25 protein-coding genes and 1 pseudogene are annotated in these 21715 nt (G+C 56.7%); 18 read left to right on the forward strand and 8 right to left on the reverse strand.

All coding sequences use genetic code 11. From position 1 onward, the window contains the following. Window positions 1–2: 2 nt before the first annotated feature. Window positions 3–764, reverse strand: coding sequence for an SDR family oxidoreductase (locus CDO73_RS12255; RefSeq protein WP_088488811.1), 762 nt, complete (start codon window positions 762–764; stop codon window positions 3–5). After that, the gene (locus tag CDO73_RS12260; RefSeq protein WP_088488812.1) at window positions 761–1213 is read right to left on the reverse strand and encodes a MerR family transcriptional regulator; all 453 of its coding nucleotides are present in this window, start codon (window positions 1211–1213) and stop codon (window positions 761–763) included. The genes CDO73_RS12255 and CDO73_RS12260 overlap by 4 nt, the downstream gene beginning before the upstream one ends. A gap of 163 nt (window positions 1214–1376) precedes the next feature. Between CDO73_RS12260 and CDO73_RS12265 the strand changes: the two genes are divergently transcribed. Next, window positions 1377–1823, forward strand: a complete 447-nt coding sequence (locus tag CDO73_RS12265; RefSeq protein WP_088488813.1) for a DinB family protein — start codon at window positions 1377–1379, stop codon at window positions 1821–1823. A gap of 288 nt (window positions 1824–2111) precedes the next feature. Continuing rightward, window positions 2112–2750 (forward strand): FusB/FusC family EF-G-binding protein, encoded by a 639-nt coding sequence (locus CDO73_RS12270; protein WP_088488814.1) that lies wholly within the window; start codon window positions 2112–2114, stop codon window positions 2748–2750. Window positions 2751–2854: 104 nt separating this feature from the next. Here the strand turns inward: CDO73_RS12270 and CDO73_RS12275 are convergent, their stop codons facing one another. The 3 genes and pseudogenes from CDO73_RS12275 to CDO73_RS12285 all read right to left on the reverse strand — a co-directional run. After that, window positions 2855–3904, reverse strand: coding sequence for a YheC/YheD family protein (locus CDO73_RS12275; protein ID WP_088488815.1), 1050 nt, complete (start codon window positions 3902–3904; stop codon window positions 2855–2857). A 96-nt stretch (window positions 3905–4000) separates the two neighbouring features. Continuing rightward, window positions 4001–4489 (reverse strand): hypothetical protein, encoded by a 489-nt coding sequence (locus tag CDO73_RS12280; RefSeq protein WP_088488816.1) that lies wholly within the window; start codon window positions 4487–4489, stop codon window positions 4001–4003. A gap of 133 nt (window positions 4490–4622) precedes the next feature. Further along, window positions 4623–4943 (reverse strand): annotated as a pseudogene (locus CDO73_RS12285) (ATP-binding cassette domain-containing protein); the annotation flags it as partial. A 146-nt stretch (window positions 4944–5089) separates the two neighbouring features. Here CDO73_RS12285 and CDO73_RS12290 point away from each other — a divergent pair. The 5 genes from CDO73_RS12290 (at window position 5090) to CDO73_RS27210 (ending at window position 8203) form a co-directional block, all read left to right on the forward strand. Next, a complete protein-coding gene (locus CDO73_RS12290) occupies window positions 5090–5716 on the forward strand; it encodes a TetR/AcrR family transcriptional regulator (protein WP_088488818.1) in 627 nt (208 codons plus the stop codon). Window positions 5717–5720: 4 nt separating this feature from the next. Beyond that, window positions 5721–6086, forward strand: coding sequence for a DUF4180 domain-containing protein (locus CDO73_RS12295; RefSeq protein ID WP_088488819.1), 366 nt, complete (start codon window positions 5721–5723; stop codon window positions 6084–6086). A gap of 19 nt (window positions 6087–6105) precedes the next feature. Further along, window positions 6106–6513 carry a hypothetical protein gene (locus CDO73_RS12300; protein ID WP_088488820.1) on the forward strand — a complete coding sequence of 136 codons (408 nt, stop codon included), beginning with the start codon at window positions 6106–6108 and terminating at the stop codon, window positions 6511–6513. Window positions 6514–6587: 74 nt separating this feature from the next. After that, window positions 6588–7247 (forward strand): cysteine peptidase family C39 domain-containing protein, encoded by a 660-nt coding sequence (locus CDO73_RS12305; protein ID WP_256972674.1) that lies wholly within the window; start codon window positions 6588–6590, stop codon window positions 7245–7247. A gap of 131 nt (window positions 7248–7378) precedes the next feature. Continuing rightward, on the forward strand, window positions 7379–8203 hold the full coding sequence (locus CDO73_RS27210) for an SRPBCC family protein (RefSeq protein WP_256972675.1): 825 nt from the start codon (window positions 7379–7381) through the stop codon (window positions 8201–8203). Here the strand turns inward: CDO73_RS27210 and CDO73_RS12315 are convergent. Further along, window positions 8200–9117 (reverse strand): AraC family transcriptional regulator, encoded by a 918-nt coding sequence (locus CDO73_RS12315; protein ID WP_088488821.1) that lies wholly within the window; start codon window positions 9115–9117, stop codon window positions 8200–8202. The genes CDO73_RS27210 and CDO73_RS12315 overlap by 4 nt on opposite strands. 136 nt (window positions 9118–9253) lie before the next feature. On the opposite strand from CDO73_RS12315, the gene CDO73_RS12320 reads away from it, so the two are divergent. Further along, entirely contained in the window at window positions 9254–10594 is a 1341-nt protein-coding gene (locus CDO73_RS12320) for a glycoside hydrolase family 30 protein (protein ID WP_088488822.1), read from the forward strand. Window positions 10595–10896: 302 nt separating this feature from the next. Continuing rightward, entirely contained in the window at window positions 10897–13104 is a 2208-nt protein-coding gene (locus tag CDO73_RS12325; protein WP_088488823.1) for an alpha-galactosidase, read from the forward strand. 354 nt (window positions 13105–13458) lie between these two features. On the opposite strand, the gene CDO73_RS12330 is transcribed toward CDO73_RS12325, so the two are convergent. Then, on the reverse strand, window positions 13459–15504 hold the full coding sequence (locus CDO73_RS12330; protein ID WP_088489126.1) for a Na+/H+ antiporter: 2046 nt from the start codon (window positions 15502–15504) through the stop codon (window positions 13459–13461). 157 nt (window positions 15505–15661) lie between these two features. On the opposite strand from CDO73_RS12330, the gene CDO73_RS12335 reads away from it, so the two are divergent. The 9 genes from CDO73_RS12335 to CDO73_RS12375 all read left to right on the forward strand — a co-directional run bounded on the left by CDO73_RS12335 (window position 15662) and on the right by CDO73_RS12375 (window position 20530). Then, window positions 15662–16276 carry a histidine phosphatase family protein gene (locus tag CDO73_RS12335; RefSeq protein WP_088488824.1) on the forward strand — a complete coding sequence of 205 codons (615 nt, stop codon included), beginning with the start codon at window positions 15662–15664 and terminating at the stop codon, window positions 16274–16276. 19 nt (window positions 16277–16295) lie between these two features. Beyond that, window positions 16296–16691: a hypothetical protein gene (locus CDO73_RS12340; protein WP_088488825.1), complete on the forward strand. Its 396-nt coding sequence runs from the start codon at window positions 16296–16298 to the stop codon at window positions 16689–16691. 59 nt (window positions 16692–16750) lie between these two features. Further along, on the forward strand, window positions 16751–17218 hold the full coding sequence (locus CDO73_RS12345) for a hypothetical protein (RefSeq protein WP_088488826.1): 468 nt from the start codon (window positions 16751–16753) through the stop codon (window positions 17216–17218). A gap of 47 nt (window positions 17219–17265) precedes the next feature. Beyond that, the gene (locus CDO73_RS12350; protein WP_088488827.1) at window positions 17266–17814 is read left to right on the forward strand and encodes a GrpB family protein; all 549 of its coding nucleotides are present in this window, start codon (window positions 17266–17268) and stop codon (window positions 17812–17814) included. A gap of 67 nt (window positions 17815–17881) precedes the next feature. Beyond that, entirely contained in the window at window positions 17882–18157 is a 276-nt protein-coding gene (locus CDO73_RS12355; protein ID WP_088488828.1) for a hypothetical protein, read from the forward strand. 1 nt (window position 18158) lies between these two features. Beyond that, a complete protein-coding gene (locus CDO73_RS12360; RefSeq protein ID WP_088488829.1) occupies window positions 18159–18917 on the forward strand; it encodes a hypothetical protein in 759 nt (252 codons plus the stop codon). Window positions 18918–18951: 34 nt separating this feature from the next. Next, window positions 18952–19323: a glyoxalase superfamily protein gene (locus tag CDO73_RS12365; protein ID WP_088488830.1), complete on the forward strand. Its 372-nt coding sequence runs from the start codon at window positions 18952–18954 to the stop codon at window positions 19321–19323. 26 nt (window positions 19324–19349) lie between these two features. Continuing rightward, window positions 19350–20006 carry a hypothetical protein gene (locus CDO73_RS12370; RefSeq protein ID WP_088488831.1) on the forward strand — a complete coding sequence of 219 codons (657 nt, stop codon included), beginning with the start codon at window positions 19350–19352 and terminating at the stop codon, window positions 20004–20006. Between the two features lie 35 nt (window positions 20007–20041). Next, entirely contained in the window at window positions 20042–20530 is a 489-nt protein-coding gene (locus CDO73_RS12375) for a cysteine hydrolase family protein (protein ID WP_088488832.1), read from the forward strand. 49 nt (window positions 20531–20579) lie between these two features. On the opposite strand, the gene CDO73_RS12380 is transcribed toward CDO73_RS12375, so the two are convergent. After that, on the reverse strand, window positions 20580–21554 hold the full coding sequence (locus CDO73_RS12380; RefSeq protein WP_088488833.1) for an AraC family transcriptional regulator: 975 nt from the start codon (window positions 21552–21554) through the stop codon (window positions 20580–20582). Window positions 21555–21715 lie beyond the last annotated feature (161 nt).

The following is a 21715-nucleotide window of genomic DNA, read 5'->3' on the forward strand; positions in this document are numbered from 1 at the left end:
GCTTACTCCAACTGCCCTTTCATCGCGTCGTACATCTTCGCCGTATACAGATCCACTTCGTCCCGCGACATCCGCAGCCGAGCGACCGAAGTACCGTAGCCGATTTCTTCGAGACCTTCCGCCAGACCTTCGAAGATCCCGTCCGCAAAAGCATCCAAAGGCTCGCCGCTCGTATGCTTGCCCGCGCCGCCGAGATCGGTGTTCACCGCAGGCGGCGCGATCTCGATCACTTCGACCGTCGTGTCGGACAATTGATGACGCAGACTCATCGTGAAAGAATGCAGCGCGGCTTTGGTCGCCGAATACAGCGGAGCGACCGCAAGCGGCGTGAATGCGAGACCCGACGTCACGTTGAGGATCGCCGAAGACTCTTTTTTCGCAAAATAAGGAGCGAACAGCAGCGAAAGATGCACCGGCGCGTCCAGATTGGTCGGGATCTCCCGGCTGATCTCGGCCCAACTGCTGCGCGCCGAAGCATTCAGCACGCTAAAAGACTGCTGAACGCCGGCGTTGTTGACCAGCACGTTCACGTCCGGATAGTGCGTCTTCGCCCATTCGAACAAGGCGATCCGCTCCGATTCGAGCGAGACGTCGACGACATGGGGAATCAGTTCCGGCACGCGGGCTTGCGCTTCCCGCAGCGTTTCTTCGCGCCGTCCGCAGATGATGACCGTATTGCCCGACTTGGCGAACCGTTCCGCGAAAGCCAATCCGATCCCCGAGCCTCCGCCCGTGATCAAGATCGTGTTTCCTGTCAGTTTCATGGGTGAACCTCTTTTCTATAGGATGTATGCGCCGCTTCTTCGCCGGAGGCGTTCTCTTCGTCCGTCCGACTCTTGCGCCAACCGCTCACGCGGTCTTCGTAACGGGCAATCTTGATATCGATACCGTCCAACGCTTCATGCATGATTTCGATCTCGTCCAATACGGCCTGTCTGTGCTTAAGCATCATATCGAGACGCAGCGGCGTGGTCTGTTCGCCTTCGACGACCCATTCCACGTACTGGCGGATCGAACCGAGCGGCATATTGGTGCGTTTGAGGTTCAGGATCACTTGCAGCAGCGTCATATGGAATTCCGAGAATACCCGGCGTCCGGCTTCGTCCCGGCCCAGACCGGGCAGCAGTCCTTTTTTCTCGTAATAGCGCAGCGTGGATTCCGGCAGTCCGAAATGCGCCGCCGCTTCGCCGATGGTTCGATCTGTCGTATGCATGGTGGAGGCCTCCGAGTTCGTACGTTTTCTGTCGACATCCTCATCTTAGAACTTAAACCATGGTTGAAGTCAAGCGGCAGCCTCAAAAAAATTCGGGATGCAGTAAAAGGATTTGCTGAAGCGTCGAGCGAAAAAAGGAAGATATAAAAGGAGGCGGCATACGATGGACACGATCCGTAACATGTTCGAGCATCTCGATTGGGCCAATCGGGCGATCTTGGGCGCTTTGCAAAACGCGGAAGCGGGCGGCAAAGCGTTAAGCCTGTTCGCCCACACGCTTCATTCCGAACGGGTCTGGTTGACCCGGCTTCAAGGCAAGGACAGCGCGGGACTGCCGATCTGGGCGGACCGGGATCTGGCATTCTGCGCGGAACTTCTGCAGCGGAACGCGGAAGGATACGCGGAATTTCTGGCCGACGCGCCCGCTTCCGATCCGCAGCGGATCGTCGCCTACTCCAACAGCAAAGGCAGCCCGTTCGAGACGTCGGTGGGGGATATCCTGACGCATGTGGCGCTTCACGGACAGTACCATCGCGGACAGATCAATCTGTGTCTGCGAGAGAGCGGAATCGAGCCGGTCGGCGTGGATTATATTTTATTTGTTCGATAAAGTCCGCCCTGCTGCCGCCTTGCCGATTGCTTCATTCGCGCCTCCCCTGCTATACTTGACCTATCTTATTCGTACTGGGGGTCTTGCCGTGGCAATGTGGAACGCACCGGGTTGCTCGTTTGCTAGAACGGCCTTACGCAGAGCCTGAAAAGGGGCGGACTTTGTGTAGGGCGACGCGAAAGAAACGCATCGTCCCCGATTTTCCGACATAAACGTTCGTGCTCCGCAGGCTTTGCACCTTATCTTATCGTTCGACCTATGAACAACATCAATAAGGGGCTGAAAGCTATGCAAACACCGTTTATTCATAACCATCAATTGAACGTCATCAAGAAACAAGCCAATTTCCTGCTGAAGACGCTGCGCAGCGTCGCCGATCGCAAAGTGCTGGATACCGTCCGTCTGACGGCCGTCGACAATGCGCTTCAAGCTTTCGAAGGATTGAACGGCGAACAGAAAGCGTTGATCGAGCAGATGGCGAAATACGAGGCGGCGCACGAACTCCAAGATTATCTGGATTCGCTGGAGCCGTATCTGCTGCCGTTCCCCGAAGTGACGGCGAAGCAGGCGCAGAAGCTGTTCCCCAAAGCGAAAAAGTTGAAGCTTCCCGATCTGGAGCGGCTCGACTACGCGCATACGACGTATCTGAGATGGATCGATATCGCGACCAACCGATTGTTCATCGTGTATCCGCACGAAGGGCAGATGATCGGCGTGGAAGGACGGATTACGTCGACGAACAAAAAAGGCTTCTGCATGTTCTGCAATCGTCATCAGGAACTGGGGTTCTTCAACGTCAAGCTCAAAGGCAGTTCGCCGGATAACTTCTCGTCGGTCGGGCAGTATGTCTGCATGAATAATGAAGCTTGCAACCATAGCATCACCGATACGGCGCCGTTGGAACGGTTTTTGACGTCGATTCGCTGATCCGCATCGAAAATGCGCGTGTATAGGCAAAAGAAAAGGCCGCTCCCCGGAGCGGCTTTTTTTGCTGCTTATTCCACGGAAGCGGACGGCCGCGTCTTCGGCGCTCAAACGGAAAGATGCAGATCCTGCCGGCTTTGCCGTAACAGATACAAGACGTACGCGATCGCGGGCAGCGCGGCCTGCATCTGATAATACGAAGTCCCCGTGTTGCCTATACCGGCTTCGAAGATCCAGATCCCGCCGTCCGGGTCGATGCCCATGTCGAGGCCGACTTCATGGAACTGGCCGTCGATAGCCTGTTCGAGGTATTCGACCGTTTTCAGCGCGAACGCGTCGATGCGCGCGGCGGTCGGCCCGTCTGCTTTTTCGTTAAATTGGTTGATCAAGAAATCTTCCCAGGTGCTCGTTGCCCTATACGTCAGCGGCGTGTTGCTGATTCGGACATGGGGCGTCAGCGACAAGCCGATCGAATGATAAGAAACGATCCAACGATTTTCGCCGTTTTTGGAGAGATGCGCCCGCACGTGAAAAGGATGTCCTTGCGGCGTGACGCTTTCGATCAGTTTTTGCGCGAAATACTTTTTGGTCACCAGCATTTCCAGTATGCCCTGTATTTGTTCGCGGGAAAAACGGTGCAAGTATTCTTGGTCGAACAATTCGAAGACGTCGCCTTTTTGTTCCAACGTCATCGTTTTGCTGCCCTGCGCGCTGCCGTTCGGTTTGAAAATGACGCGTCGGTGTTTCTCGACGAAAGCCAGCGCGCGATCCGCGTCTTTGAGGGTAAGGAACGGAATCAGATAAGGTTTCAGCTCTTTATTTTCGCGAATCAGGTTGTAGACTTTGCTTTTGTTCATCGAGAATCCACGCAGCGTATGGCTGATCGGAACGCCTTCGAGCTTGCGATAAGCTTCATCGAACTTGCCGACGCCTTTGCGCCGGGTCTTGTCGTAGACGACGTCGGGATAAGGGAATCGCTTCTTGATCCAGCGGTCGCCTTCGAGCTGCATCCCGATAATGGAATCTTCTCCGATATCGGAGGTGCGAAATTGGAACAGATCCGCCCCGTAATGGGCAGCGGCCACGGCGCAAGCCGTCGCGACTTCGGGCTCGACTTTCCAGCCGAACATGACGCCGATCAGCGGCTTTCGATTCATGACGGAGACCTCCTTCTTGGATAGGAATGTCGGCTTGTTCGTCCGAGTTTCCGACAATGCTTTTATTCTAACCGATTCATTCCTATCCCGTACAATTCAGCGCATATCCCGTCTTCGGTAACCGAAAAATCCGATACTCGCGAACAATGCGGCCAGCAGCGCGAGACCGAGCAGAGGCGGCCACTCCCAAGGATCGACCGGCAATTTGGGCACGTATCCGAAGACCGTCAGCTTCTTTGTCCAATCCGGAAAATTCAGCAGATCGCCCATATAATCGGCTATGAAGCAATACGCCAGGTATAGCCAGAGGAGTCCGCTCAGATTCGGCAGCCAGCCGATCAGCATCGCGCCCAGCCCGATCAACAGCAGCAGCGCCGGAATATACGACAGCGCGGCCGCGAAGATATCGCCTGCGGCGAACGGGTCGGCCGCGTCCGGGAACAGACCGTCCAGCGCGTACGCGACCGCGATCGAGAAAGCAACGATTCCGCCGATCCAACATAGCAGCTTGAACCGATCCTGCCGAAGCCGGAAGCGCAGCAGCCGCGACGTCCCGGCAAAATAACGTTCCCGCAGATCACGCATGGCGATCGCCCCGTTTCGTTTCGCTTTGTTCATAACGACGCATAAACAGATCTTCCAGCGTCGGCGGCGTGCTCTCCAGTTTCAGAATGTCGAGACTCGACAGATAACCGATCGCGGAGCCGAGCCGGTCGGCGCTTCCTTGCAGACTCAGGAACAGATCGATAACCTCTCCGTCCGTCAGGTTCGGCCAGAGATTGACGTCGCCCGGCACGTAAGCGAGCCGTTTATGAATCTCGACCGCGTCGGACCAGACGTCTAGGCCGAAGATTTGCGCGCGGCCCGAAGTCGCTCTGAGCATGCCGAGCAGAATGCGGATCGTCGTCGATTTCCCGGCTCCGTTCGGCCCGATAAAGCCCATGACTTCTCCCGCTTCGACCTGCAAATCCACTTTTTTCAAAGCCTCGAAAGCACCGAATTTTTTCGATAGATCGCGATCCTTCAAGATTGTCCCCATATCGAGAACCTCCTTGAGTTATGAACCTGAATTAATTTTATGGTTCATAATATACGCTTCGCAGATTGTTTTTACAATGATTTTGAACTGAAAACTTTAATCCGGTTCAATAAAAGGCTATACTTACCTCTGTGGAGGGATCGGGCATGGACGGATTTCAACGCAGAAAAGAAAAGAAAAAGCAGGCGATTCTCTCCGGCGCTCTGGCGCTGTGCATGCGAAGCGGATTTCAGAATACGACCGTTGCTGAAGTGGCCGCCGAAGCGGGCGTATCGAAAGTGACGATCTTCAATTATTTCGGTTCGAAAGAAGAATTGATACGCGAAGTGGTCGTTTATTGGTTGACCGAGATGTACGAACGCTCGCGAGCAATCGTGGAGAGCGACCGGGATTTCGAGACGAAGATGCAGCAGTTGATGTTTATGAAAAGCCATGAGATGAACGAATATTCCCGCGCGTTTATCGACGAGATCATGGAGGAGTTCAGCCGCTCGGACAGCCGGATTCAGGAGTTATACATGAAGCAGGGCGTCGCTTTATACGAAAAACTGTTCGCGCAGGGCAAGGAGGAAGGCGTGATCGCTCCGAATATCTCGTTGGCGGCCATGATGGTGTATCTCAACGTGTTCAGCGAAGGCATGCGCCATAAGTCGGTATACGACAGCGTGATTCCGTTTACCCAAGAGATCATGGATATGTTTCTGTACGGATTGGCGGGGAGAGGAAACGCGGGAAGAGAGCGAACGACGCAAGAATTCGACGAAAAGGAATGAGACGATGAATATTCAGACGGTAGAACAAAACAATCAAAAGATCGCGATCGTTCGCGGCGAGAAGTTATTGATCGCGGACGTGCAATCGGCGCTTGATCTGATCGCGACGGTGCGCTACGAAACGGGCGGCGATCGGATCGTACTTCATCAAGAAGCGGTCCATCCGGATTTTTTCGAGCTGAAGACGCGTCTGGCGGGCGAAGTCCTGCAAAAGTTCATCAATTACGGCGCCAAGCTGACGATCGTGGGAGATTTCTCGCTTTACGACAGCAAGAGCCTGCGCGATTTCATCTACGAAAGCAATCAGGGAAAAGACATCTTTTTCGTAAACCGCGAAGAAGAAGCGATTGCCAGACTGGCGCACGCTTAAGGACGGCAGGGAGAATCGGATGGACAAATATATCGAATACGGAATCGTCAGCGCGCCTTCGGAGGAGAAGCCGCTTGCGGCGAACCTGAAAGCTTTTTTCGCGCCGCTGAACCGGGTCATGGTCAAAACGAAAAGCAAAGGCCTGCTGAACGCCCGGCTGCCTTATGTTTACAGCCATTATTATTGGAACCTGAACAAAGAGATGCAGGTCTACGTGGAGCTGTATCCGAACACGGATAACGAAGGCAAACGCAAATTTGCGAACCCCGACGTTGGCTGGATCTTGTTCGCGAATATGAGAGAGGTGCCGCCGCCGCACGGCGTACCGATCGAAGAGCAGGAGCAGTATGTACAAGAGCTGCTTGCCGCGAGCGGATTTCCTTATGTGGTACTGCACGAATACCGAGACGGGGAAGAACGGCTCTGATCCGCGCGGGGGACCGGCGGGAAAGATGCGGATCAACTCCGGAATCTTTGATCAATAGCGAAGGGGGAGACGAATTGACACAAGAGACGCAACCGAACGCGATCATTAACGAAAACGAGCAGAAAACTTCCCGAACGGGGAGCGGCGGCCTCGATATCCCGATGCTGGCGGCGGGTGCCGTCGTGGCGGGACTTGCGGCTTATTATCACGCGCTGCCGCGCAAAGATCCGATCGACGCGCGGAACATGCCCGAAAGTTACCTCATCGATACGCCGAACCGGATGGACCTTCAGAAGAACACGGAATGCGCGGCATTCTCCGGCGCTTACGTGCTGCGGCATCTGGGAACGGAAGCGGACGGAAACGAGCTGTACCGGGGATTTCCGCGCAAGCTGCTCGACGGCACGGTCGATCCGCGCGGCCTTCTGGTTCTGTTCAAGAAAAACGGATATCGGGCTTCGTTCTATCGGGGCAGCGCGGATACGCTCAAGAAGCGGATCAGCCTCGGGGTTCCGGTGATCGCTTTTATCAAAGTGAACGAGGGGCAGCGCTACGCGCATTTCGCTCCGGTGGTCGGGTACGACAGCGAGTATTTCTATCTGGCCGATTCGCTCGGGCACAAAGTCAACTGCGACGGACCGACGCATAACCGCAAAATTCCGATCGCCGAATTCGAGAAACTTTGGCGGACCAATCCTTTTTATAAGCAGTCGTATATCGTCGCGAGCCGTTGAGCCCCGATTTTCCCTGCGGCTGATTCGGCAAGCGGCATTTGAGCGTAAATTTGATCATAGCTACCATTTTACAGGGATCGGCCTCAAGATCAGGTTGCGGCGAAGGCCGGCTTTCCGAGAAGGAGTATTCGATGAAAAAATCGTCATTGTCGTTTGCGCTCAGAATCATCTCGCTGCTGCTCGGCATTGTCGGCGTGCTGCTCGTTCTGCGAAGTACGGAAATGGGACTCGAACATGCGGACGATTACACGGAAAGTCTGGATCAGTACGGGGCCGGCGGCCGGTTCTGGCTCGTTCAGCAGAGCAGCATCGCGGCTTATCGGACGATCGGCGCGGTGCTCGCGGGCGTAGGATTCTTCCAGGCGCTGCGCCCTCTGAGCCGGTTGGAGATGCAGCGAATCAGCGTCATGGAATCGGAAGAAGCTTCGCCTGCGGCGAAAACCGCGAAGATGCCGGACGGCACGATGGCCGGCCGGGCGCAAGCGCAGATCGGCGGCACGAGAACCGATACCGCTTCGCGGATCATCAAAGCGTCGCCGCAGACGCTCTATTGGGCGTTCGTCGATCCCGACGTGCTCGTGCGTTGGCTTCCGCCCGGAGGCATGCGCGGCCGGATCGAGCAGTTCGAACCAAAAGCCGGCGGCCATTACCGGATGGTGCTGACGCATACGGGCGGTTCCGGCTCGTTCGAAGGCAAGTCCTCGCCGGACAGCGATATCGTCGAAGGGCGTTTCGTGGAACTCGTGCCCGGCGAACGAATCGTGCAGGCGGTGACGTTCGAATCGCCCGATCCGGCTTATGCGGGCGAGATGACGATGACTTGGAAGTTGGAAGCGGTCGCCGAAGGCACGCGGGTCACGATCGTGTGCGAACAGGTGCCGGGCGCGATCGGTCAGAAGGACCACGAACAAGCGCTGGCCGAAAGTCTGGCGAATCTGGAGCGGGTAGCGGCTTAAATCCGGAACGGTTCTATACGGGCCAGCGTCTGGCGGTAAGCGCTCGGACTCGTGCCGGACCAGCGTTTGAACTGGCGGCTGAAGTGGGCGAGGCTGGAATAGCCCAGCTTCGAAGCGATCTCCGTCAGCGCAAGCTCCGGCTGATGGATCAACTGCTTGGCTTCGTGCAGCTTCAATTCCGAGAGGTAGCCGCGCGGCGAGATGCCGTAGATCTGACGGAAGACCTCCAACGCGTAGCCGGGACTGATCTTCAGCCGGGCGGCGATCTCTTCGATCCGGATGTCCGGCTCCCGGTATCCCGGCGCGCCCAGATTCTCGGCGCCGAAAGCCGCTTTGATCGCTTGGGCGATCAGCGTGGCGTAATGCCCGACGGTCGGCGATACGGCCGTCTCGGCGCGATCGGAGACGAACCGCATCAACAGATGCAGCACCTCGAACAACCCCGCTTGAATCCGGAACAGGTCCGCCGTCGCGTACTGCCCGCTGCTTCGAATCAATCCGACCCACTGCCGCATCGCCGTCTCCAGCCGCCGGTTCTCCTCGCTGCCCGAACGCAGCAGCAGCGGTCCGCAGCGCCGCATTTCTTGACGAAACAGCGCGTCGTCCAGATTGAAATGGGCGGCGAAATAATGCAAGCCTTCCGAAGCGCGGCATTCCGTCGTATGGCGCACGCCCGGCGGAATCAGCAGCATATCGCCTTCGCGCAGCTCGTGTTCGACCTGCTCCAGCACGGTCGATTGGGCGCCTCGCAAGATCAACATCCATTCGAACGCGGTATGCGACTCTTCGGGAACTTTCCAGCCGCAGGGCACTTCTTGCGTATGCGCGCCGAACAGTTTGACGTTCCAATCGATCGCCGGCATCCAGCGTGAATCCGGCGACAGATAGGCGCGGTAAGGTTCGGGAATCCTCATGATCGTCAGGCTCCTTCTCAAGCATCTTGGATTTGGGCAAATTCGCCTCGGTTCGGCGTATCTGCATCATTGTAACCGCTTGCTATACTGAATGTATCGCAAGAGCCGAAACGAAGCAAGCCGAAGGAGGAGCAGGATGACGAACATTAGGATCGAACATTGGGCGACGGACGAACAGCAGGCTTGGCAGAGCCTCGATTACGCGGAGGAACAAGGCGGGAGCGCCAATCTGAGCTTTACGGGAGAAGAATTTCAGACGGTCGAAGGCTTCGGAGGCTGTTTCAACGAGCTGGGTTATTTGTCGCTGCGGCATCTAAGCGACGAGGATCGCCGGCAGTTGATGCACGCGCTGTTCCATCCGGAAGGCGAGCATCGTTTCGCCGTTTGCCGACTCCCGATCGGGGCAAGCGACTATGCGGAACGATGGTACAGCCACAACGAACACGACGGCGATCTGGCGATGGAACATTTTTCGATCGAACGCGACTTCGAATATTTGATTCCTTACATTCGCGAAGCGTTAAGCTATAATCCCGAGCTGAAGCTGTTCGCTTCGCCGTGGAGCCCGCCGACTTGGATGAAGACGCCTAAAGCGTACAATTACGGCACGCTGCGCTGGGAACCGGAGATTCTGCGCGCTTACGCGCTCTATTTCGTAAAATTCGTGCAGGCCTATCGCGAAGCGGGGATCACGATCCATCAGATCCATGTGCAGAACGAAGTGATCGCGGATCAGAAGTTCCCTTCCTGCGTCTGGACGGGCGAGCAGCTTCGGGAATTTATCGCCGATTATCTGGGGCCGGCATTCGAAGAACACGGGCTGGATACCGAGATCTGGCTGGGCACGATCAACGCGCCGGAACCGTGGGAAGAGTTGGCGAAGAAAAAGACGACGGATTTCGACGATTACGCGGGGATCGTCTTGAGCGATCCTGCCGCTTACCGTTACGTCAAAGGGGTCGGCTACCAGTGGGCGGGCAAACATGCGATTCAGCGCACGGTCGCGAGTTACCCCGAGCTTCGTTACATGCAGACGGAGAACGAATGCGGCGACGGACTGAACAGTTGGGGGTACGCGCGGTACGTCTACAATCTGTTCCAGCATTACTGGACGAACGGCGTCAACGCGTATATCTATTGGAACATGGTTCTCGAACCCAAAGGCCGCAGCACATGGGGCTGGGAGCAAAATTCGATGGCGACGGTCGAACCGGAAGACGGGCGATTGACGCGCAACCCGGAATATTACGTCATGAAGCATTATGCCCGTTATGTCGTTCCCGGGGCGAAGCGGATCGGACTTACAGGACCATGGACCGGCAAGTCCGTCGCGTTCCGCAATCCGGACGGCAGCCTTGTCGTGGTCGTGAATAATCCGTTCGCGAACGACCGCGAGCTGCTGTTGGCGCACGAAGGACGGACGCTGCGGTTCGAAATGAAGGCGGGTTCTTTCCATACGATCGTAATCGGCGGCTGATCGGCGACGAGCGGCTTCGATAATTGAGGCTTCGGGAATCTTCCCGAGGCCTTTTTGTCGAGCGACGATCATGATCGTTATCTGGCTTTATGACATGATCATCCGGCATCCTGACATTCTCCGATTATCGGCTTACCGCTTATACTGGAAAAGGCACCGGTAGGCGAACTGCGATCATGCCATGAGTCATCGATTCGCTTTTCCGCTTCCGCCCCGCGCGGCCGGTCAGGTTCGGCGCTCCGTAATCCGGGCGCTTACAACGATTTGCAAACGCTATCGATAATCGAAACGGAGGATTTCCTTTGCCTATTTTCTACAATTCCGAAGCTCAGACTTTCCATCTGCAATCCGCCGCGTCCAGCTACGTCATCCAATTGGTGGAGTCGACGCATCCCGCGCATATCTATTGGGGACCCAAGCTGTCGCAAGAAGCGTTCGGCCGCCGGCTGCATTCGATCGAACGCGCTTCGTTCAGCCCGAATCTGAGCGCCGAAGCGCCGAACGTCTCGCTGGATACGCTGCCGCAGGAATATCCGGCTTACGGAAGCGGCGACTTCCGGGAACCGGCATTCGAAGCGCGTTACGCGGACGGTTCGACGGTCAGCCGTCTCGCTTACGAACGTCACGAGATCGTTTCGGGCAAGCCGAAACTTGAAGGACTGCCCGCCACGTATATCGAAAACGACGCCGAAGCCGATACGCTGCTGATCCATCTGCGCGACGAGCTGACCGGCCTTCGCACGATTTTGAGTTATACCGTGTTCCATGAGCTGGACGCGATCGCGCGTTCGGCACGGTTCGTGAACGAAGGCCAAGACACGATCGCATTGGGCCGCGCGTTGAGCGCCAGCGTCGACTTCGGCCACGGCGAATTCGATTTCCTTCAGCTCTCCGGTTCGTGGACGCGCGAGCGCCATATCCATAAACGCGAGCTGGTGCCGGGCATCCACCGCATCGACAGCAAGCGCGGCGCGAGCAGCCACGTGCAGAATCCGTTTATCGCGCTGCTGGCCAAAGGCGCAAGCGAAGATCAAGGCGAAGTCTACGGACTGAGTCTCGTCTACAGCGGCGGATTCCTCGGACAAGCGGAAGTCGACCCGTTCGGCGTCACGCGCGTGCAGATCGGGCTTCAGCCGTTCGATTTCGAGTGGCGTTTGGAAGCGGGCGAAGCGTTCCAGACGCCGGAAGCGGTCATGGTCCGTTCGTCCGAAGGTCTCGGCGGCATGTCGCGCATCTATCATAAGCTGTACCGTACCCGTCTGAGCCGCGGCGAATTCCGGGACAAAGCGCGTCCGGTACTGGTCAATAACTGGGAAGCGACGTATTTCGATTTCAACGCGGACAAGATCAAAGAGATCGCCGCGGCCGGCCAAGAACTGGGCATCGAATTGTTCGTGCTCGACGACGGTTGGTTCGGCAAACGCGACAATGACCGGAGTTCGCTCGGCGACTGGTTCGAAGATTCGCGCAAACTGCCGGAAGGTCTGGCGAAACTGGCGAACGACATCACGGCGACCGGCATGGAATTCGGATTGTGGTTCGAACCGGAGATGGTATCGCCGAACAGCGAACTGTACCGCGCCCATCCGGACTGGTGCCTGCATGTGCCGAATCGCAGCCGCACGGAGGCGCGCAACCAGTTGATTCTCGATCTGTCCCGCGAAGACGTGCGCGACTACATCGTCGATTCCGTCTCGAAAGTGCTGGAATCCGCGCCGATCACGTACGTCAAATGGGATATGAACCGCAATATGACGGAGATCGGTTCGGAGCTTCAAGCCGCGAACCGTCAGCGCGAGACAGCGCATCGGTACATGCTCGGTTTGTACGACGTGCTGGAACGCATCGTGTCGCGTTTCCCACATGTATTGTTCGAGAGCTGCTCGGGCGGCGGCGGACGTTTCGATCCGGGCATGCTCTATTACATGCCGCAGACGTGGACGAGCGACGACACCGACGCCGTCGAACGCTTGAAGATCCAATACGGCACCAGCATCGTGTACCCGGCCAGCAGCATGGGATCGCACGTTTCGGCCGTGCCGAACCATCAGGTGGGCCGCATCACGCCGCTCGAGATGAGAGGGCATGTCGCGATGAGCGGCAACTTCGGCTACGAACTGGATCTGACCCAGTTCACCGAGCAGGAGAAAATCGAAGTGAAATCGCAGGTCGAGCAGTACAAGAGCCTGCGCGAACTGATCCAATTCGGAGATTTCTACCGGATCAAGAGCCCGTTCGAAGGCAACGATACGGCTTGGACGTACGTCTCGGAAGACCGTTCGCAAGCGTTCGCCGCATACTTCCGCGTGCTGGGCGAACCTTACGCGCCGCTGCGCCGCCTGAAGCTCAAAGGACTGGACCCGCACAAACGTTACACGGTCGAAGGCCGTCAGGGAACGGGCGAGAACGGCGAAACGTACGGAGGCGACGAGCTGATGCATCTGGGATTGTCGCTGCCGCAGTTGAACGGAGATTTCCAGAGCGTGCTGTACGTGATCAAAGAAGCGTAGGATTCGAGCGGCGCGTCTGCACGCGCCGAGCCGAACGTCATGCGGATCGGCATAACGAAAAGTTCCGGGGAAACGATCCCCGGAACTTTTTGTCGTGGCAAAAGGCGGAGCGGAAACGGACGGGATAAAGCGTCGGGCTTGCGAAAAGCAGGGAGCAACGGGCACAAGGTGAAAGACAAAATGCAAAACACGAACCGTAACGGAACGTCAATCCGTTAGAGCGGCATTTTGCCGCCTATTCTGCGGCTAACGGAACGTGGATTCGTTAGACGCGTAAAAAGAGGCCGAATCTTACGCAAAATCGCGGTTTTTCCGTTCTAAGCGTCATCTCGTTCCGTTAGCGCTCCTAAGCCTTTACAACGCCAGATCGCGCAGGTCGTGTTCCATCAGCAGCAGATTGTTTTTCATGTTCTTCATGCCCGCGCGGGACAAGCGACCGGCTTCGAACATGCGCTGGATCTCGTCGCGTTCCAACTGGATGCCGATTCGGGCGAGTTCGTCCATTTCTTCTTCGGACGTGCGGCGAAGCGAAGGGGTCTCCGGATTTTTGTCCCGGCGACGTTTGAATTGTTCGTAGCGAAGCAGAACGACATGAATGTCTTCGGTTTCGATGCCGGGTTCTCCGGAAACGAGCAGCGCGTTCAACTGCTCGATCACGTAATCGCTGACGCCTCTTTTGAAGTTTTCTTCGGAACGCTTGCGGTCCCTCAGGCGTTTGCCCGAAGGATCGACGTACTGCCGGAACTGCTTCACGGTGCCGCGAGGCAGACGGCGCAGTTCGGACAAATACCGCCGATCATGGGTGATGCGGTACAGCAGTCGGTTCAGCCGCCGAACGAAGCGATAGGCCATAAACGGATTGACCCGCTGTTCGCGAGCTTCCCGCGCCGCATATTCTTTCTGCCATTCGACCGTACGGATCATCAGCTTGCGCTGCGATTCTTCTAGCAGTTCCGCCTGCTTCAACTTCAAGATTCGCTGATTGTAGGAATGCGCGACCAGCTTTATCGCCGAAGCGTTCTCGGCGTTCGCCTGATCGTTTAGCGCGATGACGACGTTGCGCAGGATATCCATCTCGGCCTGCGCGTCTTCGTGTTCGCTTTGCTCTTCGCCGTCGATCAGCAGCGGCAGCAGATAATTGGCGGCGAGCAGCGTCCAGAGAATCACGCCCGCCGCCAAAAAGATGATCAGGTCGCGCTGCGGGAATTCGCTGCCGTCATTAAGGATAAAAGGCAGCGACAGCGTACTCGCGAGCGTGATCGTGCCGCGCACCCCGGCAAGGCTGAAGATCAAAGCGCTTTTGAATTTGCCCGGCGTCCGGCCGTTCTCCGCGTGTTCGCTCGCTGCGCGTTCGTCGCCGCGTTCGGATTCGCCCGCCTGTTCTTTGGGCTTCCAGACGCCGGTAATCAGCACCCAGACATAACGGATCGCGAGCAGCAGCACGGTCAGCAGCAGCGTGTAGAGAATCACCTGCACGTTGTTGGTATCCGGGCTTTCCCAGACGGTCTTCACGATTTCCGGCAGCTGCGTGCCCAGCAGCAGGAAGACCAGACCGTTCAGCACGAAAATGATGACCGACCACGTGCTTTTGGATACGATGTTGAGTTTCGCCACTTCCGGATTGAGTTTGCGATACCCGAGCGAGTGGGCGACGCCCGCGCTGACCGCCGCCAAGATGCCGTTGACTCCGAGCTTCTCGGCCGCCAAAAAGACGATAAACGGCGTCAGCACTTCGATCAGCATATGCAAAGTGACGTTCTCCATCCCCAGTCTCCGCAGCCAGAGCACGAAGATCTGTTTGGCGAACGTCATGACCAGACCGAGCGCGATCCCGCCGATCGAGATGCCGACGAACGCAAGGCCCGCCGACCAGAGGGAGAAGGTGCCCGTGACCATCGCCGCGACCGCGAACTGGAACGAAACGAGTCCCGACGCGTCGTTGATCAGCGATTCGCCTTCGAGAATCTTCATCGTCCGGTGCGGCACGGTGACCCGGTCTTCCAGCGCGCCGACCGCGATCGCGTCCGTAGGCGCCAGCGCTGCGGCCAGAGCGAACGCCGCGGCTAGCGGAATCGCGGGAATCAGCGCGTTCAGCATATAGCCGAGCGAGCCGACCGTCACGAATACGAGGCCGAGCGCAAGCAGCAGGATCGGTTTGCGCAGACTCCAGAACGATTTGCGGTCCGTCATGCGTCCGTCGTTGAACAGCAGCGGCGCGATGAACAGCAGCAGGAACAATTCCGGGTTCAGCTCCACCTCGACATGCGCGGGCAGGAAGGTCAATCCGACCCCCAATGCGATCTGAATGATCGGCACCGACAGCGAAGGGATGAATCGGTTGATCAGGTTGGATAACGCGATCGCCGACAGCATCAATAGAATAAGTTCGAAGACTTCCAAAAGTTTCACCGCCTTTTTGCGAAAAATGTTCTTCTCATTCATACTAAATCTTCTTGAATCTGTATAGTGCAGAAAATGATATAATTCCGAAAGTAAGCAAGGGCAGAAACGGATTTTATCCTGCATCGACTTTTCAGCGAGGAGGAACAGAAGCGACATGAATATTTATCTCGTGAGGCACGGCAAGGACGAAGAAGGATATCGCGGAGGTTGGAGCCGGCGCGGGTTAGTCGAAGAAGGCCGCAGCCAATCGCGCAAGTTGGGAAGGTATCTGCGCGAGCCCAGCGAAGAGTACGGCATTCGTACGCTGATCGCCAGCGATCTTCCGCGCGCGGCGGAGACGGCCGAAGAGATCGAACGGCAGATCGGCATAAGCTGCGTCTATTCGCCGCTGTGGCGGGAGATGAACAACGGCGATCTGGCCGGAATGCCCAATCCCGAAGCCGAAGCCAAATATCCGGGCGTGTACTTCAATGCGCTGGAGATGGACACGCCTTTTCCGGGAGGAGAAACGCCGGCGCATTTCCGTTCGCGAATCGCGGAGGCTTTCGACGGTCTGTGCGCGCAAGCGGAGTCGGGCGAGGCGGATTCGAATATCCTGTTGATCACGCACGGCGGCGTAATCAATGTGCTGTATTATCATCTCAAGGGGCAGGAATGGACGAACCGTTCTCCTTTTTATCCGATCGATCAGACCGCCATACATACGGTAAGCCGAACCGCGGAAGGTTGGAGGATCGTCGCATCCAACCAGCTGCCGCATTTGACTTGAGCACGAAGGAGACGTTACTTTGAATATCCGTTGGAAACCGAACGCCGAATTTCCCGATCCCCGTTTCTATGACGGCATCTCGCTGCGAGAATACGAACAGTTGGCGGCTCGCCGGGCTGAACTGCTCACGCTGACCGGCGAGGCGGTGAACGATTACGTCAACGACGACGAGCTTTGTTTCGACGAGGAAGAAGGCCTGTTTCCGTTGCGGGCGAGATTGTCCGGCGAAGCGTATGTCGGCTCGGTCGCGTACGCGTCCGGCGTCGATCCGCTCGGATTTCGTATTATGATCGAAGTGCGACTGACCGAAATCGGAGAGGAATCCGCAGATTATCTGGGACTGGAATTGACTTGGTTCGCGCGGACGACCGAAGCGGAGTTCGACCTATGGGGGATCGACAGCACGGCGCTGTGAATCGACGAATGAACGCACGGATTATGAAATTGCTTTGTCAAACGAAAAGGAGTGGTCTTTTGCCGTATCATCAACTGATCGCAGGTTTGCACGAAAATCATGAGCAGATTGAATGGAAAGACCATTTCGTTTGGAAAGACGGAGTGAAGATCGAACCGCAGGCCGTTATCGACGACGAACTGTTCAACTATCTGTCAGATACGTTCGCATGGATCCGGGCGCAGTACCCGAACGGGAATTGGGGAGACGGCTTCGATCCTTATGCGTATTCGATCGTGCGGGATCGCCGGGATCTTGAACGTCTGCGGGAGATCACGTCAGCTTGGCGAACTCTATTCGAGCTGGGTCCCGAGCAAATCGTATTGACGGGCAATTACGGATGGGACGGAGCCGAAGAGACGCAGAACGGTTCGTATGAGCGTCTTCGATTCGAAAAATCGGAGTTGACGGAGTCTATGACCCGGCTGATCGAGGTCGTCGAGACGGCGCTTAAGAACGGTCATTACGTTATTCATTTCGGCATCTGAAACGAGCGGCAGAGTCTGCTGACCGTCATAAAGAAAGGAGACCACCCATGAAAGAATCCGTAATTATCGTCCCTTACGACGACGCTTGGCCCGACGAGTTCGACCGGATCGCCCGCATACTGCGGCAGCATCTCGGCGGGCATGCGCTGCGGATCGACCATATCGGTTCGACGGCGGTGCCCGTGCTGCATGCCAAGCCGGTGATCGATATTCAGGTCTCGGTCGCGAAGCTCGAACCGATGACGTACCAAGGCGCGATCGAAGCGGCCGGCTATCGGTATCGGGCGGACAACGAAGATCGGACCAAACGTTATTTCCGCGAACAAGAAGGCCGGCGCAGAACGCATATTCATGTTCGCGAAGCGGGAAGCTGGTCGGAGCAGTTCGCGCTGCTGTTTCGGGATTTTCTGCGGGCAGACGAAGTCTATCGGCAGGAATACGCGGAGGAGAAACAAGCTCTGGCTCGGCGTTACTCGCAGCCGCACGAGCGCGAATCTTACGTTGCGGGCAAAGATCCGATCATCTGGCGAATCATACAGGAAGCGAGCGAATGGAGTCAGCGAACGGGATGGCGGCCCGGAGAAGATTACAGGTGATATAAGTTTCCAAAAAAGGGAACGTATAAGGCTTCGGGCACGTAGGAGAAGCAAGGGGGAATGTCTGATGGAAGGTATTCTGTTCATCGTATTATTCGTTGTTAACGTACCTGTCGTCGCCCTGCTCTCCAGAGTTTTGTTTCGCGGTCCGGAAGATATGAATCAAGCTTTCAAAGATACGTATACGCCCGGCTGGTACGCGATGTTAAAAGGGCGCTATTGGGAGCATAAATGTAACGAAGCCCAGATTCAGTTGATGTTGGTGATCTGCGCAGCGATGATCGTCGGCGAATATGTAATGTTCATGAAGCTGTTCGATTGGCTGGGCATAACGGGAGGATAACATGATCAATCATATGACGACGTTAGGATTTCAAATGCAAAGCGAAGACGATTTTCTGAGTTTGGCGAATCGCGCTTACGAACAAGGGACGCTGATGCAGACCGAACAAGGGGCTTACATGCTGCTGCGCGCGGGCGGCGGAGCGGAGTTATGGCTGCAATTGAACCGCGAAGGCGTGGCGATCGGGATGCATCCTCATTTTACCGGGGCGGGCCTGATGACGATCGGCATCGAAGCCGAAGCCCGGCATGAAGACGCGAACGAATTGGACGGCACGTTCTACGCTTGGGCGGGAGCGACGCCGGAGAATCCCGGACACGGACTGTACGCGTTCATGTTCGATCTGCCGGATCGCGACCGTTACGGTCCGCTGGCGCATCCGGCGCTTAGGCAGGTACAGCTTGCCGCTTTCGCGCACGAGCTGATCGTATTCGAAAACGCGGCAGCGTTCGAACGCGATCAATTGGAGCGCAGACCGGGAAGCCTCCCGCTGTCTCCACAATCTTTTGTCCCGCAAGGACTCACGGAAGAAAGCGGCGAGTTGATCTCGACGGCGCGGATCTCGGGAAACGTCCTGCGCGCGGGCTGGGTGCAAAACGAAGTAAGCGGCATCTATTTCCAATGGGCGTTGGTGCGTACGCTGGGCGGCGATATCGACGTGGTCGCGGACGAACGGCTGGTCGGAGAACGCGAGATTCAAGAAGGCGATATCTTGTCGGGAACCTTCTGGTTGAGCGGCAGATTGTTGGAGCAACAATAACCGACGGGCGAGCGCCCGCGAGAGGAGCCTGAACATGACGGCAGACGAAACAGAACTGACCGAACTGATCCCCATTCTGCGCATTTTCGACGAAAACAAAGCCAGAGCGTTTTACGTGGACTATCTGGGTTTTACAGTGGATTTCGAGCATCGGTTCGAGGAAGGCATGCCGCTTTATTTTCAGGTATCGCGCGGTCCGATCAAGCTTCATCTGTCGGAACATAACGGAGACTGCAAACCGGGCTCGGCCGTTCGAATCGGCGCACGGAATCTGGAAGCGCTGCGAAGCGAACTGCAAGATAAACCGCATGATTTCTCCCTGCCGGATATCGTGAGCAAATCTTGGGGCATGCGAGAACTGGGTCTGTTCGATCCGTTCGGCAACCGGGTCGTGTTCTGGGAATAAAGGAAAAGAAACGAGAGGGGAAACGGATGAATCTGAGGAGCCAAGACATTTATGTAGATACGGATTCGTACGATCTCTGGTGGGGCGTCTACGGATTCGCGCGGCTGACTGCTTGGGAAGATATTCGCATCTACGATAATCCGGCGGTCGAGCGCGAAGATCCGCGAATCGGCTTCTTCTGCCTGTGCACCCGGCCGTATCTGCAATCCGCGATCGAAGAATTGCAAGACGACCCGGATGAGCGCGAGCATGTGGAAGAGATGCGGCGTTGTCTGGACGAAGGCGAACTGCATGTGAATTATTCTTACGATCATTCTGTGGACGGGCCGCCGCGCGAACTACCGTATGCCAACCTCCCGCTTGACGAGCGAGGCCTGCGCCCGCATTATATCGAGTTATGGGCTCCGACGGCGGAAGGAATCGACCTGCCGTTGATCGAATCTTGCGTTCGCGAGTTCTGCCGCCGTTTCCTTAAGATCGACGCGATTTCGGTTCGGCATCCGCTTGTGCCCGATCGCGAGCAGTCGTTGGTCGATTATGCCAAGCATGTGAAGAGCATGAGGGGAGCGACTTACGAGTTTGCCGAGCCGCTGATCGAGGAAATGATGCGCGTCACGTCGAAGAGTAGGGAAGACGTCTTGCAGAGTCTGCATCGAAGCGTAGGCGGATTGTCGGAAAAATAGAAACGGCATACTTAACCCGAGGAGGAATCGCTAACGTGAAAATCGCTTTGCTGATCATCGACCTGCAATACCAACACGTCCGGGACGTGCCGACGAGCAAGCTCGACCGCGTCTGCGAACATGTCAACCACGTCTCGAATCTGCTGCGCGCGGCGGGACATCCGGTGGTTCATATTAAGGATATCGAAGGCATGAGCGAAGAGACCCGCGAGTCTTACGAAGAGATCGAGCAGGTGGTCGTCGACCCGAGCGATCTGATCGTCACGAAGGAATATTCGAATGCTTTCTGGCAAACGAATCTGGAAGAAGTGCTCAAGCAGCATGGTGTCGAACAGTTGATTCTGGCCGGATACGCCGCCGAACACTGCGTGCTGTTCACTTATAACGGCGCGGTCGAACGCGGGTTCAGCCCGGTGCTGCTGCAGAACGGTTTTACCAGCCGTCACGAAGATACGATCGCCGCCGCTTCCCGCGACCGCAACCTGATCTCGTATCCGGTCGTGGAATGGATGACGCGGGCGTAAACAAGCGATGCGGGAGCCGCTTAGTTCCGCGGGGTTCCTCCGCTGCCTTTTACGAAAACGGACTTTCGCCGCGCCCGCGTTCTTGTCGATACGCGAGCGGCGTCGTGCCGGTCTTGCGTTTGAACAATCGGTGGAAAAACTTCAGATCGCCGTAGCCTACGGTCGCCGCGATCTCCGAGACGGTCATGCGTGAAGCAAGCAGCAGGCCGCAGGCGGCTTCGATCCGCGTATTTTGCAGAAAAGCGGAGAAATTCATGCCGGTCTGCCGGACGAATAAGCGGCTGAATTGGCGTTCGCTCAATCCGGCCAGCAGAGCCAGCTCCGCGAGCGTCAGGCGCTCGGCATAACGTTCTTCGATCCGGCGGATCGCCTGTTCGATCGACGGCGAAGGCTGCCGAGTCGACAGATCGACAGAAGGCGCGACTTTCGATGACGAAAGCCGCGTCTTTTTTGTCGTTTCTGGCATCGGTTCGCCTGCCCCGCTGAGCAGTTCCCGCGATTCCGGCAAAGTTTCCGCTATCCGGCGATGCAGCTCCACTAACATGCGGACGACCAGCGTCGTCAACACGGCTTCGCATCCCGGGCGGCGCGCGGCGTACTCCCGGTACAGCTCTTTGAACCAGCCGCGGAATTCGCCGGGATCGCGCAGCCGCAGCCAAGTCCGGCCGGCCTCGCGGAACCCGGCCAGCAGCTCTGCGGCATCGGGGAAACGCCGTTCCAATCCCAGCAGATAATCGGTCGGGAACAAGCAGTTGTACACGATCAGTTCCCGTCCGCGCCCGGGAGCTGCCGGACGGAACACGTGCGGAACCCCGACCGGTATAAAAAAGACGTCGCCTTGCGCCACCCGCAGATTTTGTTCCCCGATATAATGCACGCCCGACCCTTCGGCAACGTAAGTCAGCTCGATAAAGTCGTGCGTATGCTCCAACATGTCGAAATTTTCGGCAGCGCGATTCACGTAGACCGGCAGTCCGCCTTCGAAAAAGTCGATTCCCCGCAATCTGTTCACGCTTCGTTTCATGACGACGCTCCTTTCTCTTCTCGGTGATACGATAGATGCTAATGAATTCGCTTTCTTTTGTCTATATCGGCCTATAAATTTGTCCGCATCGGCTTCCTTCCGCGATCGCGAACTTCACTACAATGAACGTGAAGGAAAGCGGATCTGGCGACAAGAACACG

Source organism: Saccharibacillus sp. O23, assembly GCF_002205895.1.
Taxonomy (GTDB): Bacteria; Bacillota; Bacilli; order Paenibacillales; family Paenibacillaceae; genus Saccharibacillus.